The organism is Humibacter sp. RRB41, assembly GCF_022761015.1.
In the GTDB taxonomy this organism is placed as follows: Bacteria; Actinomycetota; Actinomycetes; order Actinomycetales; family Microbacteriaceae; genus Humibacter.
Window position 1 is genome coordinate 1,016,586 of the sequence record NZ_JAKWJQ010000001.1, and the last position, 18,601, is coordinate 1,035,186.

Genomic DNA, 18,601 nt, shown 5'->3' on the forward strand with positions numbered 1-18,601 from the left:
ATCGCGGTCTCGGCGACCGGGCAGAACCAGGTGAGCGCGGAGGCCGACGTGCTGAGCATCACGCTGCTGGCCGGCGGCCAGGGCACGTTCCCGGTCGCGACGGTCGCGCAGAGCGCGAAGATCCTGGCGAGCATCGGCTCGGCCTCCCCGAGCGTACGCAGCACGGGCCTGGTCTCGGTCGCGGCGAACGTCACGGTCGACGGCGCCGGTCACGGCAACTACGCCTTCGCCAAGGTTCTCGGCGGAGCGGGCGGCTTCCTCAACGCCGGCGCCTACACGGCCGCGGCCGAGCTGCTCGCCCCGACCACCGCCGAGCTGCGCACCATGGTGCTCGGCTCGGGCGGAGTGTCCGTCACCTCGAACGCGACGAACACCGCGGATGCCAGCACGGTCGTCGGCTCGATGACCTTCGCCGGCGTCACGCTCGCCGGGGTCGTCGCCCAGATCGCCTCGACGGCAGCAACCACAGCCACGGTGCTCGGCGGAACGATCGCCTCGACCGGCAAGGTCACGGTATCCGCCGGCGCGACCAACTCGTCGAGCGTCGACACCGAGGTCGGCAGCATCGGTGTCTACACCTTCAGCGCGTCGCTTCCGTTCGCGCACGTCGAGGCGGCGACCGGCGCCGAGCTCGGCGACCCGGTGCTCAGCGCCAACGGGCTCGCGGTGAGCGCGAACGCGACCAACACGGCGACGGCGAACTCGCACCTGCTCGCGATCGGCATCCTGAGCGGAGCGATCGGCGGAGCGGATGCCGAGATCACCCAGTCCGCGGCCATCACCGCCGTTGTGGACGCGACCGCCACCACGGTGAACGCCGGCTCGGGCGCACTGACCGTCTCCGCGACCTCCGTGAACCACGCGACCGCGACGCCTTCGCAGCTCTCGGTCGGCGTGATCTCGCTCGGCGGCCTCGCCCCGACCGCGATCATCGCGGCGCGCACGAACGCGGAGTTCGACGGCCGCTCGACCACCTCGGGCGCGTTCATCGTGACGGCGTCCGGTCAGAACGCAGCAAAGGCAACTGTGAGCGCCGACAACTTCAGCGTGATCGGCGTGAGCGGCGCGCTCGCCGACGCCGAGGTGCAGTCCACCGCAGGTGTCACGGCGACGGTGAGCTCGGCGACTTCGCTCACCGCCTCCGGGTTCGTCACGGTCGGGGCATCCCTCGCCACAGGCGGAGACTCGGCAGACGCCGAGATCACCTCGACGGGCGGCGGCCTCATCCACGGCGGCGTGTTCTTCGCCAAGGGGACCGTGGCCGCCCCGGTCTCCGCGACATTCAACGGCAGCATCCTCGGCTCGACGGGTGCCGGCATCACGGCATCCGGCACCAACACCGCGACCGCGACCACGGAGTCGCTCGGAATCGGACTGGCCAGCGTGACGGGTGCAGCGGTCGACGCCGAGGTGCTCGGATCGGCGAGCGTCAGCGCGTCCTACGGCTCGGGCTCGCTCGTCACCACGGGCTCCGTGACGGTGTCGTCGACGAGCGGCAACACAGCGACCTCCAACACCGACACGCTCGACGGCGGGCTGATCGCCGGCAACGAGAGCATCCCGATCGCTCGCGTCGCCTCGGGCACGAGCGCCGAGTTCGACGGTCACCTCACCGGTGGAACCGGTCTGGCGGTCTCGGCGAGCTCTACCTCGGCAGCCGCCTCGACCTCGGGCGCACGGGCGTTCGGCCTGGCCGGGGCATCCGACTCCTCTCCCTCGGCGATCATCACGAGCGGCGTCGTCACGCAGGCGAACATCGGGGCATCCGCCCTGATCAACGCGCCGAACGGTGCCGTGTCGGTCGTCTCGACCGCCACGAACTCGGCCATCGCCCGCGGCGGATCGACCAACGGCGGCCTCGGGTCGATCTCGAGCGCGAACCCGGCGGCCACCGACAACGGTCACACCTTCGCCCGCATGCTCGGCGGTGCGCACGGCGCCACGGCCAAGACCCCGGGCGCCCTCTCGATCCAGATCCTCGCGACCGGCGGCGACAGCGCGACCGCGCTGATCAGCGACACCAGCGTCGGCGGTCTCTCGGTGGCCAACGCCGGGGCGGTCGCCACAACGGTCACCACCGTCGAGACCGACTTCGGTGCATCTGGAGCACCGATCGCCACGGTGCACAACATCGCGGTGGGCGTCTCGTCCAACCCGGTGTCCATCTCCTCCTCCGAGAGCGAGCACGTCGGCATCGCCCTCGACCTCGCGCACAACTCGGCTTCGGTCACGACCAACCCCACCGTCAACCTGCTCATCGGGCAGAGCGCTCAGATCTACGCGGGCGGCATCATCACGGCCACCGCGCAGCAGAACACGCAGGCGCCCCCCTCGCCGAACTCCAGCCAGTTCGACGGGTCGAGCGGCGTGAACACGACGACCAACGTGATCACTCTGACCGCGAACCACAGCTTCACGACGGGCAGCACAGTCACCTACGACGCGAAGGGCGGCACTCCGGTCGGCGGACTGCAGAACGGCCTGCAGTACAACGTCATCGTCATCGGCGGCAACACGGTGCAGCTGGGATCGCTGTTCGACGGCTCCCGGGTCGACACCGCGACGGACACCATCGCGTTCGGAACGACGATCGGCGGCAACTTCGTTCCGCTGAACCACAACCTGCACGAGGGCGACATCGTCGTCTACGTCGTGCCGAACGGAGGCACCGCCGTTCCCGGCCTGATCGCCGGCCACCAGTACCGGGTGCACGTGGTGGATGCCTCGCACATCCAGCTCTTCGACCCGACGGTGTCGCAGGCGCCCGTCACCGTGACCGGGTCGAACGTCACCGGTGGTGACACCTTCACCGTCGGCAACACCTACAACGACGGCAACGCCATCGTCTACCACGCCGGAGACCCGCTCGTGAGCTTCTCCAGCCAGGCCGTGGACATCGAGACCGACAGCAACGGACAGCCGGTCATCACGGGGAATCCGCCGCAGCTCGTCAACCAGGACAACGACACCATCGTCGTGCAAGGACACGGGCTCACGACCGGACAGGCCGTCGTCTACGAGGGAGCGTCCGACCCGATCGGCGGTCTCGTGAACGGCCACACCTACTACGTCATTGTGCTGAACGCCAACGACATCCAGCTCGCCGCCACACTCTGCGAGGCCACCGGCGGATGCACCGACGGTGACGACAACCCCATTCCGGTCACCCCGATCGCACTGACCGCCGACAAGTCGGCCGCAGGCGAAGCCGTGACCCACAGCCTTTGGATCCCGGGACGGCAGCCGATCCAGGGACTGGACGACGGCGGCACCTACTACGTCGTGAACTCCTCCTCGACGAGCTTCCAGGTGTCCACGACGCTGGGCGGAGCGGCCATCACGCTCGACGGCACCGGCATCACAGGCCTCGGCAGCTTCGTGCCCGCACCGGTGCAGCTCGGCACCGGCGGCAGCGGCGGCCAGGAGCTCGTCATCGACCTCACCTCGGCGGGCAACGGAACACAGTCCTTGACGGCCCTCGGCATCGGAGGCGCGACGGCGGGCGGCGGACAGAAGTCCACCGCGACGGTGGACGGCTCGGGTGGCGGCTTCATCTCGTCCTCGAGCGCCACGCCCACCGCGAACGAGACCGCGGCGGTCACCGTCACGATCGGCAGCGGAGCGACACTGATCGCCGGCGGCAGCATCACGGTGACCACCAACTCCAACGCCGGAGTCGAGGCCAACGCATCCAACAGCGGAGGCGGCCTCGTCGCGATCGGCAGCGCAGAGGGCACGTCGACCGTGACGACGTCGACCATCGTCACGGTCGGCACCGGCTCGACACTCACCGCCGGCGACGACATCACGATCGCCCCTGTCACGGTCGGCCAGGCCGACGCGTCCAGCCAGTCCAGCGCCGAGGGGCTAGGCTCCGGCGTCGAGTCCGACGCGGGAGCGACCGTCACGATCACCGCGACGACGAACATCGCCGGACACCTCACCGCGGGCGACGCGGCGAACCTCGGTGCGCAGAGCCAGGCGTACTCCAACGTGAGCACGCACGCTGAGGCCGGCGGCCTCGGAGCCGATTCGAACGCCGGGCGGTGCGGCGGACCGCACTGCGACATCAACGTCACCGACAACACCAGCCTCGACATCCAGCCGGGCGCGGCGATCACGGCAGACACCGTCAACCTCACCTCCGACGTCGACGGCATGACCCTGAACAACCAGGGTTACACTCACGCGACGGCGCTCGGCGCCGGATCGCGGGCATCCGCGAACATCTACGTCACCTCGAACTCGACGCTGCTGATCGAGCACGACACCAAGATCGTCGGATACGAGTCGGTCACGCTCACCGCCGCGCATGAGAACATCCAGCTGATCGCCCACTCGAACGCGAACTGCGGCTGCTTCGGCGGCGACACCGACTCCGATGCCACGAACAACTACCAGAGCCTCTCGAACGTCACGGCACAGGCAGGCGCGGTCATCCGCACCGGCTCGCTCGACGTCGAGGCGCTGCAGAACGAGCTCGGCTGGACCTGGCAGCGCGACCGTGACGGGGCCGTGTTCGACGGCGGAGGCAGGGGTGGCAGCGACACCAACAACGCACAGCGCACCATCGTGTGGAACGCGACCGTGTACCTGCACGCGCCCGATCCACAGCTCGAGATCGATGCAAGCGGCACCATCACGAAGCTCTACGGCCTGGTCGTGAAAGACGACCTGGGGAATACCTATGCCCTCGGCTCGACCATTCCGATCGGGCGCATCATCGAGGTTCAGAACATCGCGAACACCGGCGGCGCGACCGTGATCTTCCACGCCAACACGCCGACCACGCAGCCGAACAACGCGACGGCCCCCGCCAGCACGCTCACCGGCACCGACGGCACGTTCACCGTGCAGAACACCTTCGACTTCGTCAGGCTCTACAACCACTCCAGCCGCAGCATGGTCGTGCACGGCGTCGGCGTCGTGAACCTGAACAGCACTGCTGCGACCATGCAGATCGAGGTGGATGACAGCTCGGCGTTCCGCTTCAGCGTCGGCACCCCGATCTTCACGCCGACGGCAGTCGACATCGAGAACTTCCTCGACGGCGGCGGAACACCGCAGCTGGTGATCGACGGCTGGATCTACAACCCGATCGGCTCGACCCACATCGACAACCAGCACGGCGACATCCTCGCCGGCCCCGACTCGCCGATGATCACCACCAACACCCTGGCGATCTACGCGGATGCCGGCACCATCGGCACCTACGCCACCGTCGGCGGCACGACGGTGCGGGTGCCCATCCCGGTGCAGCTGGTGCAGAGCGACTACCTGGTCGACAACGTCGACCCGACCAGGTTCGTGGCCCTGGTCGCCGACGCCCTCGTGGATGTCGTGCTCGACATCACGTCGATCCTGCGCGGTGCTGCCGTGCCGTTCACGCCGACCCTCGGGCCGATCCACGCCGGTCACAACATCGACCTCGTGCTCGGCGACAGCCTTCAGGGCAACGATGTGCCCGCGATCTCGTCCGACTACCTGCAGGTGAACGTCTACAACACCGACCACATCGGCACCACGTTCCCGCCGACCGGACAGTACAAGGTGTACTTCCACCCCGACCAGACGCCGTCGTACGACCTGTCGCTCGTGCTCACCGCCTTCGGAACGGTGAACCAGCCGTACGACAGCACGTACGTGTTCCCCGATCTGACCGCCGGCAACGACATCCGGGTCATCCACACGGCCGCCAGAGCGAACCTCAACCTCGACGTCACGACGAACGTCGACGCCACGCTCACGGGGGCGGAGTTCCCCGTGCCGTTCTCGACGCAGGACGGCGTCGGCGAGATCGACCTGTACACGAACGGCTCCATCGTCGACACTGAGACGGTGAGCGACCTGCGGGTCGGCACCATCACGTCGACGAACTCGGATGTCACCCTCATCGCCGCCGACTCCGCCGGCGCCTCCATCTTCGACGTCGACGCCATCCACGACGGCAGCGCCCGCGTCACGGGCAACACGATCACGATGATCGCCCTGTTCGGCGGCATCGGCTACGTCACGCCGAACGCGAACTACCTCGAGATCCATTCCTCGAACGCCGCGCGCGGCAGCGTGTTCGCGATCGCACAGAACGGCATCTACCTCACGCAGACCACCGGCGACCTGTACGTCGCCCTCGTCGACTCGCTCACCGGCGACGTGGCGCTGACGAACGACGACGGCTCGATCCTCGACGACGACTCGACGGATGCCGTGCAGGTGGTCGGCGCGAACATCGACCTGATCGCGCACAACGGCTCCATCGGGGCGAGCGGGGCCACGTTCAACATCGACACCGCTTCCGACGGCCGGCTGTACGCGCTCACCGACCGCACGCCGTCGCTCCCGGTCGGCGCCGACCCGCCGGCCGAGATCGACATCACCGAGACCGCCGGCCCGCTCACGGTGCTGCGCGCCGAGTCGATGTTCGGCAGCGTTCGGCTGGCCGTCCCGTTCGACGGCAGCGGAACATCCGACCTCACGATCGTGAACGACGGTCAGACCCTCGACGGGGCCGAGCTCGTCACGCAGGGGCGCATCGTCGCCGGCAGCGCCGTCGCACACGCCGCCGGCACCGACGTTCTGCTGCAGGTCGGCGACGACCTCTTCGAGCCGGCCGGCGCGATCATCCAGGGCGCCACCGTCACGATCTACGCGGAGTACGGGCAGAACCCGGCGACGCCGATCGGGTCGACCCTCTCCTTCGGCGGAACGCTCACCGGACAGCCGACCGAGATCTTCGGCGGCGCCGGCAACGACACGTTCGTCTTCGACCACACCTACCTAGGCGGGCAGACGGATGTCTTCGGCGGGCCCTCCGCCATCGCAGGCGCGCCCGACGGGAACGACACCTTCGTCGTCGACCATCTGCAGACGATGACGACCACGCACCTCGACACCTCGGGCGACCCGTACGACGGCCAGCCGGTGCGCGACACGCTCCACCTCGACGGTGAGCTCGGCAACAACGCCTACGTAGTCACCACGTGGGGCAGCGTGGATCCGCTGAAGCACGACTACCGCATCGAGGTGCTGAACACCGGCGCTCGCGGTGGGCTCAACACGCTCACCGTCAACGGCTCGGACGGCCCCGACGTGTTCCTGCTGCGCGGGTCGTCCATCATCCCCGACGAGGCGCAGGCGCAGCAGCCGGCGTTCGTCGCACTGCTCCACTCCACGCTCGCCGCCGAGCGCATCGACTACGACGACCACATCAACGCCCGGCTCACGGTGAACGGGCTCGGCGGCAACGACCTGTTCGCGGTGGATGACGACAGCACGATCACCACCCTGAACGGCGGAGCAGGCAACGACACGTTCATCGTCGGCCAGCTCTACAAGGTGCCTCGCGTAGCGCCCGACGTGCACCCGGAGGACTCGTTCCCCACCGTGAAGACCGGCTTCGGGTACGTCAGCGACGGCGTCAGCTTCCCGACCACGATCTACGGCGGGCTCGGCAACGACACCTTCATCGTCAACCACAACCTCGCCGAGCTTCGCCTCGAGGCCGGTGGCGGCAACGACGCGTTCGTGCTGCGCACCCTCCAGGTCGGGTCAGGGTTCCTGTCGAACGGACTCGTCACAGCCGACGGCGGCGCGGGCGTCAGCACGGTGCGCCTCGACATCGTCGGCGGTCTCGGCCACGTCTCCTCGAACATCAACGGCGCAACCGGCGACGGGCTGCACCTGGTGATCCGCAACTTCCGCGCGGCGCCGACTCGCGAGCAGGCCGGGCCGATCACGCTGCTGCCTACCCTGTTGCCCGACGAGGATCCGCCGGTGTTCCCGGTGATCCCCGTGGTCGATCCGCTCGCGGGCGGCGGGCAGATCGTCGTCACCGAGACCGGTGGTCGCACCGTCATCCGGTCGACCGGCAAGACCCAGGCCACGTACACGATCCGCCTGGCGACGGCGCCGATCGCGGATGTCTACATCACCATCTCGGTCGCGTACGGCCCCGGCGATCCCTACGCCCTCGTCTCTCTCGACGGCATCACCTACTCGACAATGGTCATGCTCGTCGTCGCCGCGGGCGACACGACGGCGCACACCATCTACCTGCGGTACGAGCCCGGCACGGTGATCGACCCGAACGAGATCGTCGAGACGGTGAGCCACTCCAGCGAGAGCGATGACCCGGCGTACGAGCACGCGCCGATCGCCAACGTCTACGTCAACCTGCAGCCGGCGCAGGTCATCCCCAACCCGCCTGTCCCGCCGAAGCCGCCCGTCCCGCCGGCACCGCCGTCCGGCGGGGGAGGCAACGGCACGGCGGCGTCGGGCTCTGGGCTCGCGCCAACCGGGTCGGACACCGCACCCGGCCTCGTCCTGGTGTTCCTCACGCTGCTCTCCGGCCTCGTGCTTCTGCAGCTGCGCCGCCGCACCCGTCGCGACTGAGCGAACAGCTCCGATTTCCCGCTGGTTGAGGAGCACGCGAAGCGAGCGTCTCGAAACCCTCCGGCGAGCATCTCGAAACCCGGCCGGAGACCCCCGCCATCCAGCCGGTCCATAGCGTCCCCTCGGATAGGGTGACAGCCATGACTGTCGCTTGGGGCCGCAAGATCGTGGCCGCCGTTCTCACCGGTTTCGTCGTCGCACTTCTCGTGCACGTGGGAACGGTGGTGCTGACGAACGAGGCCTTCCTGCTCCAGGGCGCAGGCTGGGCCGCCATCGTGTCGCTGAGCGGGTTCTTCACGTTGGCATCGGTGTTCGCGTTCGTTCTGATCGCCGCTGCTTCGCTGTTCGACGCCTTGAACACCTGGTGGGGCGCACTCATCACCGGTCTGGTGACCGGTGTGATCGCGACGACGATCGACAGCATGATCTACCTGGCCACCAACGGCCAGAAGCCCGACATCTCCTTCCTCTGGACTCTGGCGGGCGAGCGCAACCTGCTCTTCATCCTGTTCGTCACTGTGCTCACGCCCACGCTCGGTCGCTGGCTCTATCGCACGATCACGGTGTACGACCGTTCCGCCGTCACGGGTCGCAAGGTGGCGCTGGTGCGCATCCCTGCCACGAACCTGGCAGAGGGCCTCGTCAGCAACATCGACCGCGTGCCTGTCGACACCGCCAAGGCCGACGAGCAGTGGGATGCCTACGTCGCCGCGCTCTCCGGCGCCGGCTGGGACACCGTGGAGGTGGCATCCGCCGAGGTGCTGCCCGACTCCGTGTTCGTCGAGGACACCGCCATCGTCTTCGACGGTCTTGCCGTGATCGCCCGCTCGGGTGCCGAGCAGCGTCGTGGTGAGACGCCGGGCACCGAAGCCGTGCTCACCGACCTCGGGCTGCGCATCGATCGCATCGAGGAGCCGGGAACGCTCGACGGCGGCGACGTGCTGCGCGTCGGCGACACCCTCTACGTCGGTCGCAGCGAGCGCACGAACGCCGAGGGCATCCGCCAGCTGCGTGTGATCGCCGACGATGAGGGCTTCTCGGTCGTCGCGGTTCCCGTGAAGGGTGCGCTGCACCTCAAGTCGACGGCGACCGCCCTGCCCGACGGCACCGTGATCGGCAACGCCGAGCTCATCGCCGACACGAGCGTCTTCGACCGCTTCCTGCCCGTTCCGGAGCCGGCAGGAGTCGCGGCCGTCGTGCTCTCCGCCGACACCGTGCTGGTGTCGGCATCGGCGCCCAAGACGGCGGCGCTGATCGGCGACCTCGGATACCGCGTCATCACGGTGGACATCTCGGAGTTCGAAAAGCTCGAGGGCTGCGTCACCTGCCTGAGCATCCTGATCTCCTGACGGGCTGACCTCCTGACGGCCCGCGCCACCGTGCGCGACGGGCGGCCGGCGTGGCAAGATGGTGGGGTACGCCCCGCCCATGAGGCGGGGTGCGCTTGTGACACAACACCCCGTTGCCACAGCCATCGAAGGAGACACCGTTGTCCGTCATGCCCGACCTTCTAGCGTCGACAGGAATCGACCTTCCGCACGAGAAACTCGTGATCGTGAAGGGTCCGCGAAGCGGGTTGACGATCAGCATCGCGGTCCATTCGACCCGTCTCGGGCAAGCCCTCGGCGGATGCCGGCTGTGGACGTACGACAACTGGCTCGAGGCCGTGCACGATTCGCTGCGTCTCGCCGAAGGCATGACGCTCAAGAACGCGGCAGCCGGCCTGAATCGCGGCGGTGGCAAGTCTGTGGTCTACCTGCCCCACGGCGTGCAGCTGGATGCCGAGCGTCGGCGTGACGTGATGCTCGACCTCGGCGACGCGATCGCCGGTCTCGACGGTGCCTACATGACCGCGGAGGACGTGGGTACGAGCGCCGACGACATGGCGGTCGTCGCCGAACGCACGAACGACGTCTGCGGGCTGCCGTCCGACAAGGGCGGCGTCGGCGAGCCGAGTGACGCGACAGCGCAGGGTGTGTACGCGAGCATCCTGTCCACGGTCGAGGCCGTCTTCGGAGAGCGCTCGGTCGCCGGTCGTCGCATCACGCTGCTCGGGCTCGGGCACGTCGGTTCGCTGCTCGCGACACGGCTCGCAAGCGACGGCGCGCTTCTCACGGTCACCGACGTCAACCCCGCCAAGCGTGAGCTCGCGGCACGGCTCGGCGCACGGTGGTCCGAACCCGACGAGGCAGCGCTCGTGCCCGGCGACGTGTTCGTGCCGGCAGGAGTCGGCGGCATCCTCACCGCCGACGTGATCGATGCGCTGCAGGTGAAGGCCGTCGTGGGGCCGGCGAACAATCAGCTTGCGGAACGAGCCGGAGCGGCACGACTGCGCGCGCGTGGCATCCTGTGGGCGCCGGACTTCGTGGTGAACGCCGGCGGCGTGATCTTCCTCGACACGCTCAGCCGCCCAGGTGCATCCGCCGAGGCGACGAGGGAGCGTGTCGAGCAGATCGGCGACACCGTGACGCGCATCTTCGCGGATGCCGCCGAACGCGACGTCACGACGCTCGCCGCAGCGGAGGCGCTCGCGATGGCGCGGTTGGATGCGGTGCCCGTTCTCGCCTGATCTCGTGGATGGTGATGTTCTCGTTGCGCACAGCAGAAAAACAGGTATAGCCTGATCTGCTGTCGCGATTTTCGCTCAGGGCAGGGATGCCCGGACCGGCTTGGCGACGCACGGACGCAGTTCGATGCTGAGGAGGACGACATGACGAAGACCGAGATGACCACGCGGGTTCGCGGGGGTGTCGAGGGTCGCCTCGTGCCGTCCAGCATCGGGTCGTTCGCTGCCGCGGCACCGCGGCAGGGATTCGTGGAGTAGCGCAGCCGACAGGCTCCGTCTCCCTCCGATCTCCCGGCCGCACGGCCACTCTCGAACGTCCGACCCGCGCGGGGCGTCACCGGCTACGGCCGGCGCCGATGATCCCCGGTCCGCTCGGACCTCTTCCCTGCAGTCGACCCTTCTCGTCGACCCTGTGCGCACCAGAAGGTGCGCACCACTGAAGTGAAAACCAACCACCATCCAGACGAAACGGTGATCCATGTCTGCCTCTCAGGCAAACCTGTCCCGCCCACCCGACCAACATCCAGAACACGAAGGCGGCGGAAAGCGGATGAGCACGTTCCGCTCGCTCGCTCGCATCTACCCCTATGCCAAACCGGCCATGCGCCGCATCTACTTCGGCATGGTCGCGGCGATCGGGGCATCCATCGTCGCGCTGCTCATCCCGATCGTGCTGCAAGCACTGGTCGACGGGCCGATGCAGGACGGCGACCCGTCGCAGGTCGTGCCGTCCGCCGTGCTCGTGCTCCTGCTCGGCGTTGCGGAGGCGGTGCTCATCTCGCTGCGCCGCTGGTTCGTGCTCACGCCGGGCACCAAGGTCGAGGCTGACCTGCGCAACGCGTTCTACGCGAAGCTGCAGGACCTGCCGGTGAGTTTCCACGACGGCTGGCCCTCTGGTCAGCTGCTCAGCCGCGCCGTCAGCGACCTCAACCTGATCCGCCGCTGGATCAGCTTCGGTTTCGTGCTGCTCTTCGTGAACATCGTGACGATCCTGATCGGCTTCATCGTGCTGGTCACGTGGAACTGGCTGCTCGCGGTGATCTTCATCGTGTGCTCGATTCCGCTGTGGATCTACGGCTACGTGTTCGAGAGCCGTTACTCGGTGATCGCCAGGCGCAGCCAGGACCAGGCGGGCGACCTCGCGACCGCCGTCGAGGAGTCGGTGCACGGCATCCGCGTGCTCAAGGCGTTCGGTCGCGGCCGCCATGCCCTGCGCAACTTCGAGAAGCAGGCCGAAGACCTGCGCGGCACCGAGATCGCGAAAGCGAAGGCGATCGCGGGCATCTGGCTCTGGCTTCTGATGGTGCCGGACGTCGCGTTCGCCCTGTGCCTCGTGGTCGGCGTCTGGCTGGTCTCGCAGAACTCGCTCACGGCAGGCCAGCTGCTGGCGTTCTTCGCCACGGCGACGGTGCTGAGGTTCCCGATCGAGTCGATCGGGTTCCTGCTGTCGATGACCTTCGACACCCGTACGGCCGCCGACCGGTTCTTCGACGTGATGAACACGCCGAACACCATCGACGACCCGCAAGCGCCGAAGGTCGTCACCGATCCCAAGGGCCGGCTGGCCTTCCGCGACGCCCACTTTCGCTATCCGGACACCCCCGACGGGTATTCGGACCTGCTCGACGGCATCGACCTCGAGTTGGAGCCGGGCGAGACCATGGCGCTCGTCGGACTCACCGGCAGCGGCAAGTCCACGCTCACGGCGCTCACCACGCGGCTCTATGACGTCACAGGTGGCGCGGTGACACTCGACGGCGTCGACATCCGCGACCTGACGAGGAGCGAGTTGCGTACCCACATCGCCATGGCGTTCGAGGACGCCACGCTGTTCTCGGCTTCGGTGCGCGACAACGTGCTGCTCGGAAGAGCCGACCTGGTCGGCGACGACGAGCGGACCAAGGCGCGCGCGGAGGCGGTGCTCATCGAAGCGCTGCAGGTCGCCCAGGCGGGCTTCGTCTATGATCTGCCGGACGGCGTCGACACGAAGGTCGGCGAGGAGGGACTCAGCCTCTCCGGCGGCCAGCGTCAGCGCCTGGCATTGGCCCGTGCAGTCGCAGCCAACCCCGAGGTTCTGGTGCTCGACGACCCGTTGTCGGCTCTGGATGTCGACACCGAGGCCCTCGTCGAGGCCGCCCTTCGGCGGGTACTGGCGTCCACGACGGCCCTGATCGTGGCGCACCGCCCGTCCACCGTGATGCTGGCGGACCGCGTCGCTCTGCTCGAAGCCGGCCGCATCACGGCGGTGGGAACGCACAGCGCGCTGCTGGCATCCAACGAGCATTACCGGTTCGTCATCTCGAGTCTCGAGGACGACGAAGAAGAAGAGGTCCTTGAGGAGGTAGCGCTCGGCGGCGGCGTGTACGGCGACGAGCGCGTCGCGCCGCAGGAGCGGCGGCGCGACAGAGAGGAGCGAGTCCTGTGAGCACCGCAACTGTTCTCGGTGTCGAAGGCGAGGAGCGCAACGACTTCACGAAGGTGGAGTCGCGGCAGATCCGTCGCCGGTCGCTGAAGCTGCTCGGAACGCTGCTGTCGCCGCTGCGCGGGAAGGTCGTCTTCGCGCTCGTGGTGATCGTGATCTCCACGCTCGCCCAGGTGATCGGGCCGACGCTGATCGGTATCGGCATCGACCAGGGCATCAGCGCGCTGAAGACGCAGGACTGGTGGCCGATCGCCCTCACGGGCGTCGCCTATCTGGTGACCGGTGTCCTAGGCGCTGTGACGGTGTCGTGGTACACGGTGCAGTCGGCGCGCATCAGCCAGGCGATTCTGCTCGACCTGCGCAAGCGGGTGTTCCTGCACACGCAGCGACTGAGCCTGGAATTCCACGAGTCGTACACGTCGGGCCGCATCATCTCGCGGCAGACGAGCGACCTTGACTCGATTCGCGAGCTGCTCGATTCCGGCATCAACCAGTTGGTGCAGGGCGTGCTGTATTCCGGGTTCATCGCGGTCTTCATGTTCGTGAACGACTGGGTCTCGGGCGTCATCCTGTTCGTCTCGCTGGTGCCGCTGTACTTCTTGACGCGCTGGTTCCAGAAGCGATCCCAGACGCTGTTCCGGCGCTCGCGCGTGGCATCCGCGAAGCTGATCGTGCATTTCGTGGAGACCATGACGGGCATTCGCGCCGTGAAGGCGTTCCGCAAGGAGAAGCGCAACGAGAAGGAGTTCGGCGACCTCGTCGAGGACTACCGCGACGTCAACGCGAAGACCATCCAGCTGTTCGGAATCTTCGATCCCGGACTGGTGCTGATCGGGAACGTGACGGTGGCCGTGGTTCTTCTGGTCGGCGGATTCCGGGTCGCGACCGGCGCCCTGCCGATCGGCATCCTGCTGGCCGTTCTGCTCTACACCCGTCGGTTCTTCGACCCGATGGAGGAGATGGCCATGTTCTACAACTCCTACCAGTCGGCCGCTGCGGCCCTCGAGAAGATCTCGGGCGTGCTGGAGGAGGAGCCGAGCGTGCCGGACCCGGCGCGTCCGGTCGACCTGTGGCAGGCATCCGGTCACGTGCGCTTCGACGATGTGAAGTTCGCGTACAAGAAGGACAGGGTGATTCTGCCGGAGTTCACGCTCGACGTGCCGGCCGGTCAGACGATCGCGCTTGTCGGGTCGACGGGTGCGGGCAAGTCCACCTTGGCGAAGCTCATCGCCCGGTTCTACGACCCGACGGAGGGCCACGTCACGCTCGACGGCGTCGATCTGCGCGACCTGCACCCGAAGGATCTGCGACGAGCGATCGTCATGGTCACGCAGGAGGCGTACCTGTTCTCCGGAACGGTGGCGGACAACATCGCGCTGGGCAAGCCGGATGCCTCCCCTGAGGAGATCAGGGCGGCCGCGGTCGCCGTGGGCGCCGACGAGTTCATCCAGTCCCTGCCAGACGGATACGAGACCGACGTGAACAAGCGCGGCGGACGGGTATCGGCCGGTCAGCGGCAGCTGATCTCGTTCGCCAGGGCGTTCCTGGCGAACCCGGCAGTGCTCATCCTGGATGAGGCCACGAGCTCGCTCGACATTCCGAGCGAACGACTGGTGCAGGAGGCGCTGCTGACACTGCTGAAGGACCGCACCGCGTTGATCATCGCGCACCGTCTGTCGACGGTCGCGATCGCCGACCGGGTGCTCGTGATGGAGCACGGCAAAGTGGTCGAGGACGGCTCTCCGGCCGATCTCATCTCCGGCACAGGGCGCTTCGCGCAGCTGCACGCAGCGTGGCGAGACTCCCTGGTGTGATCCGTTTCACGCACACCGGTGAATTCACGATGTGCCGTACGGAAACGTCGTTTTCCGTACGGCACATCGCCGTGTGTGCGGTCTGGAGGAACCGCGACGAGGGAGGGTCAGCCGATTCGGCGGCCCCTCCTGAGCACGGTGAGGATGGCTCCGGTCGCGACCAGGAGGAGCCCGAGCGCGATCGGCAGGGCGAGGTCGCTTCCGGTGCTGGCGAGGTCGGTGCCTGTGAGGCCTGCAGCGTCCGTTCCGCCAGCGTGGTTCCCGGACCCGGACCCGGACCCGGACCCGGCAGCGGTGATACGAATGGAGCGGGTGGCGATGACGTCGCCGCCGACGGATGCTTGCAGCACATGGTCCCCGGCGGCGAAGTTCGCGGGAACGCTGGCTGTCAGCTCACCGTCGCCCGAGGCATCCGCCGTCACCCTGCCCAGGGTCAGAGGGACGGAGTGCAGCACCACCGTGATCGACGCGCCCGGCGTGAATCCGTGCATGCGTACGGTCAGCGGCGCGCCCGCTTTCGCGCTGGCAGGAGCCTCGATCGTCGGCGGGGTCATCCCGCCCTCCCGGTACGTGGCGAGTGCCAGGGTCTGGGCTCCGGCGGTCGTCGAGCCGTCCGCCGCATGGCCCTTCTGATCCCAGCTCCGCCCAGGCGTGGTCGCGGCCTTCGCCTTGCCGAAGCCGAGCACCAGACCGCTGTAGCGGTTGACGAGGCGCACGCTCCCCGTCGCGTCGCCCGTCGTGGCCGACGTGTCCGGCACGATGAACCACTGCTGGCCGACGCCTGCGGCATCCTTCGCCGTCAAGTCGAGTGGCGTGCCCCAGGCGCGCCCGGCAGTGGTCGACGAATCGACGCCGAGCAACGCACCCGAGTGGTCCGCGATCGTGTACGCGCCGTCGCCGGTCGAGGTGAACACCCAGGCGCTGGATGTCGTGTCTGCCCTCGCTGCGCTCGTCACCGAGTCGCCGTCGGCGGCCACCGTCAAGAAGCCTTCGTCGGCATTCGCGATCGTGTATTCCTTCGATGTGTCGACGGGCGAGGCCGGATCGTCCCCGCCGATCGTGACGTTGGCGAACTCGGCGTTGGACCCGTCCATGCAACCGAAGGAGCAGTACGAACGGAACGACTTTCCGACAACGGCCGAGCTCGTCTTGTTCGCCGGGTCGACGAACCAGCGATACCACGAGGCCGTCGTGTAGTCCTTGCCCGTGTCTCCCAACTTGAACCACTTCTGGGTCGCGAGGCTCTTCGTGGCGTAGAACTCCTGCGGGGCGTTGCCCGACTGATCGGGGTTCTGCGGTTCTCCGATGTAGAGACCGAGGTAGGCGTCGTAGGTGACGTCCATCACGAAGAGCGGTGAGGTGGCCGGCATCTGCCCGTTCTGAATCTGCTGTTGAGCAGTTCCGGGTGTGCTCGGGTTGTACTCCTTGTCAGGGGCCGTATAGCCGGTCTGACTGTCGTCGGTGACGGGAGTCATGTTGCTCTCCTTGCCGCCGATTCCGGACTGCGTCCAGGCGCCGTCGTACCACTTCTGCCACGAGCCGGTCGCCATCTTGTCGGCGATGGGGGCACGGGCGACATGTTCGTAGAACGCCACCCAGCTCCCGCTCTTGTTCACGACCCGCGAGCCGTAGTAGGCGTAGAAGTAACCCGACGAATAGTCCACATAAAGGCGGGGGTCGCCGTCGCCGTAGTAGTACGTCTGCTGCGGGAATGCGGCGGTGTCTCCCCGTACCGTGCTGTACGGCGAGGTGATCGCGTGACCCGGGATGCTCCAGGTCTTGCCCTTGTCAGTCGAGACTGCGTAGTCGATCGCGTCGTAGTGCAGTCCGTCACCGAACGGCTGGGGCGTGAACTCGTTGTGCACGAGGCCGTACCAGTCGCCCGTGTCCGGGTCGACCCACATCTGCGTGATGTCGCAGTAGTTCGGCTGTTGGTACCCGGATCCGGCTGGCGCCTTCGTCGATTCCTTGCCCGTTGGGCTCGAGTTGCAGAAGTTCGTCGTGTCGGGGTTGGTCCCGGAAGAGTTCAGCGTCGCATCGGGGGTCGCCGTGTCGAAGTTCGTCCCTGCGTACCAGTTCCACTGGCGGATGTCACCGTTGCTTCCGTCCGGTTCGTTGCCGTAGTTCGCGTGGGATTCGCCGAAGTGAAAGCTGCCGTCCTTGTCGAGGAACGGGCTCGCAGGAGTGTCGTCCGGATACTTCCAGGCATTCGTGTCGATCGAGTTCGTCGTGACCGTATACGGCGATGGCGGCCCCGGCGGGGCGGTGGGAGTCGTGTCGGTGTCGGTCGAATAGACGACGAGTTCGGAGGCAGACGCGTTGTCAGAACCGTTGATCGCCGTCTCGGCTTCGAAGCGCACGTAGCGGGCCTTGACGGGTTTGACGAATGTGACGTACTGAATCTCGTCGTTTCCGGTGGGTTGGTGGAACGTCGCTGTTCCGGCCGATGCCCAGCCGGAGGCGCTCGGGTCGTTCGCAGTCGCGGCGTCGTCGGTCGTGAACACCTCGACATCGCCGACCGGGCCATTCCCCTGAACCTTGACCGAATATCCGAGTCCCGTGAGGTCGAACGAGCCCCCGACGTCGAAGGTGATCCAGTGCGGGTAGGCAGTCGAATCCGGCGACCATTCGCTCGCCCACTGTGTTGTGGAGCTCTGGTCGAACGCCGAGGCAGCGGATCCGTCTCCTGAGTCGCTCTGTTGGGAATCCTCGCCGACGACCTTGTACTGAGCGTTGGTGATCGCCTTGCCCGCTGGCGTGTTCGCAGTGTCGTCGGTGGAGTAGACGACGATCTCGGACGCGGACGCGTTGTCCGACCCGTTGACCGCGTCGAGCACCTTGAACTCGACATAGCGCGCCTTGACCGGCTGCGCGAAGGTCACGTACTGAATCTGGGTATTGCTGGTCGGCTGCTCGAACGTCGCCGTTCCGGCTTCCGCCCACTTGCTGCTCGTGCCGTCCTTGGCCACGGTCGCGTCATCCGTCGTGAGCACCTCGACGTCCTTGGCCGGACCATTGCCCTGCACCTTGACCGAGTAGCCGAGACCCGTGAGGGTGTGCTCGGCACCGGTGTCGAACGTGAGGTAGTGAGGCATCGGATCGGGGTCGCCGCCGTTGTAGTCCGACGCCCACTGCGTCGAGTAGTCGCCGTCGAAGGCACCAGCTGCCGTGCCGTCGAGCGACGGCGGGGCCGGGTAGGGCGCCGACTCGGAATCGAAGGCGAGCAGTGAGTAGTGCGAGTCCGAGATCGCACTGCCGGGGGGAACCGACGGATCGGCGCTGGCCGGGGCGACGGCACCGAGCGAGACGGTCGCGCTGACGACGGCCAGCGCTACACCTCCTGCAAGGGCGAGGCGCGATCGGCGTGCTTCGGTGAGGGTGCGTGAGGCCATCGATCTTCCTAGCTAC

Annotated in this window: 6 protein-coding genes (1 of these 6 running past the window's edge); 5 read left to right on the forward strand and 1 reads right to left on the reverse strand. The window is 67.5% G+C overall.

What is annotated here, in order from left to right; all coding sequences use genetic code 11:
- The 5 genes from MJ603_RS04830 to MJ603_RS04850 all read left to right on the forward strand — a co-directional run.
- Positions 1-8,391 carry the 3' end of a hypothetical protein gene (locus MJ603_RS04830; protein WP_243062511.1) on the forward strand. 22,206 nt of this gene lie to the left of the window's left edge, so only the last 8,391 of its 30,597 coding nucleotides appear in the window; the start codon falls outside the window, past its left edge; it ends in the stop codon at positions 8,389-8,391.
- 140 nt (positions 8,392-8,531) lie between these two features.
- Positions 8,532-9,740 (forward strand): dimethylargininase, encoded by a 1,209-nt coding sequence (ddaH, locus tag MJ603_RS04835; RefSeq protein WP_279238638.1) that lies wholly within the window; start codon positions 8,532-8,534, stop codon positions 9,738-9,740.
- A 149-nt stretch (positions 9,741-9,889) separates the two neighbouring features.
- Positions 9,890-10,960, forward strand: a complete 1,071-nt coding sequence (locus tag MJ603_RS04840) for a Glu/Leu/Phe/Val dehydrogenase dimerization domain-containing protein (RefSeq protein ID WP_243062512.1) — start codon at positions 9,890-9,892, stop codon at positions 10,958-10,960.
- Positions 10,961-11,507: 547 nt separating this feature from the next.
- Positions 11,508-13,382 carry an ABC transporter ATP-binding protein gene (locus tag MJ603_RS04845; RefSeq protein ID WP_243062513.1) on the forward strand — a complete coding sequence of 625 codons (1,875 nt, stop codon included), beginning with the start codon at positions 11,508-11,510 and terminating at the stop codon, positions 13,380-13,382.
- Entirely contained in the window at positions 13,379-15,193 is a 1,815-nt protein-coding gene (locus tag MJ603_RS04850) for an ABC transporter ATP-binding protein (RefSeq protein WP_243062514.1), read from the forward strand. Before MJ603_RS04845 ends, MJ603_RS04850 begins: the two co-directional genes overlap by 4 nt.
- 107 nt (positions 15,194-15,300) lie before the next feature.
- Here MJ603_RS04850 and MJ603_RS04855 read toward each other — a convergent pair whose 3' ends face one another.
- Entirely contained in the window at positions 15,301-18,585 is a 3,285-nt protein-coding gene (locus MJ603_RS04855) for a discoidin domain-containing protein (protein WP_243062515.1), read from the reverse strand.
- Positions 18,586-18,601: the final 16 nt, after the last annotated feature.

Bases quoted from the DNA above. Each gene is read 5' to 3' on its own strand.
- ddaH (WP_279238638.1), top strand. From the start codon at position 8,532: ATGACTGTCGCTTGGGGCCGCAAGATCGTGGCCGCCGTTCTCACCGGT.
- MJ603_RS04840 (WP_243062512.1), top strand. From the start codon at position 9,890: ATGCCCGACCTTCTAGCGTCGACAGGAATCGACCTTCCGCACGAGAAA.
- MJ603_RS04845 (WP_243062513.1), top strand. From the start codon at position 11,508: ATGAGCACGTTCCGCTCGCTCGCTCGCATCTACCCCTATGCCAAACCG.
- MJ603_RS04855 (WP_243062515.1), bottom strand. From the start codon at position 18,585: ATGGCCTCACGCACCCTCACCGAAGCACGCCGATCGCGCCTCGCCCTT.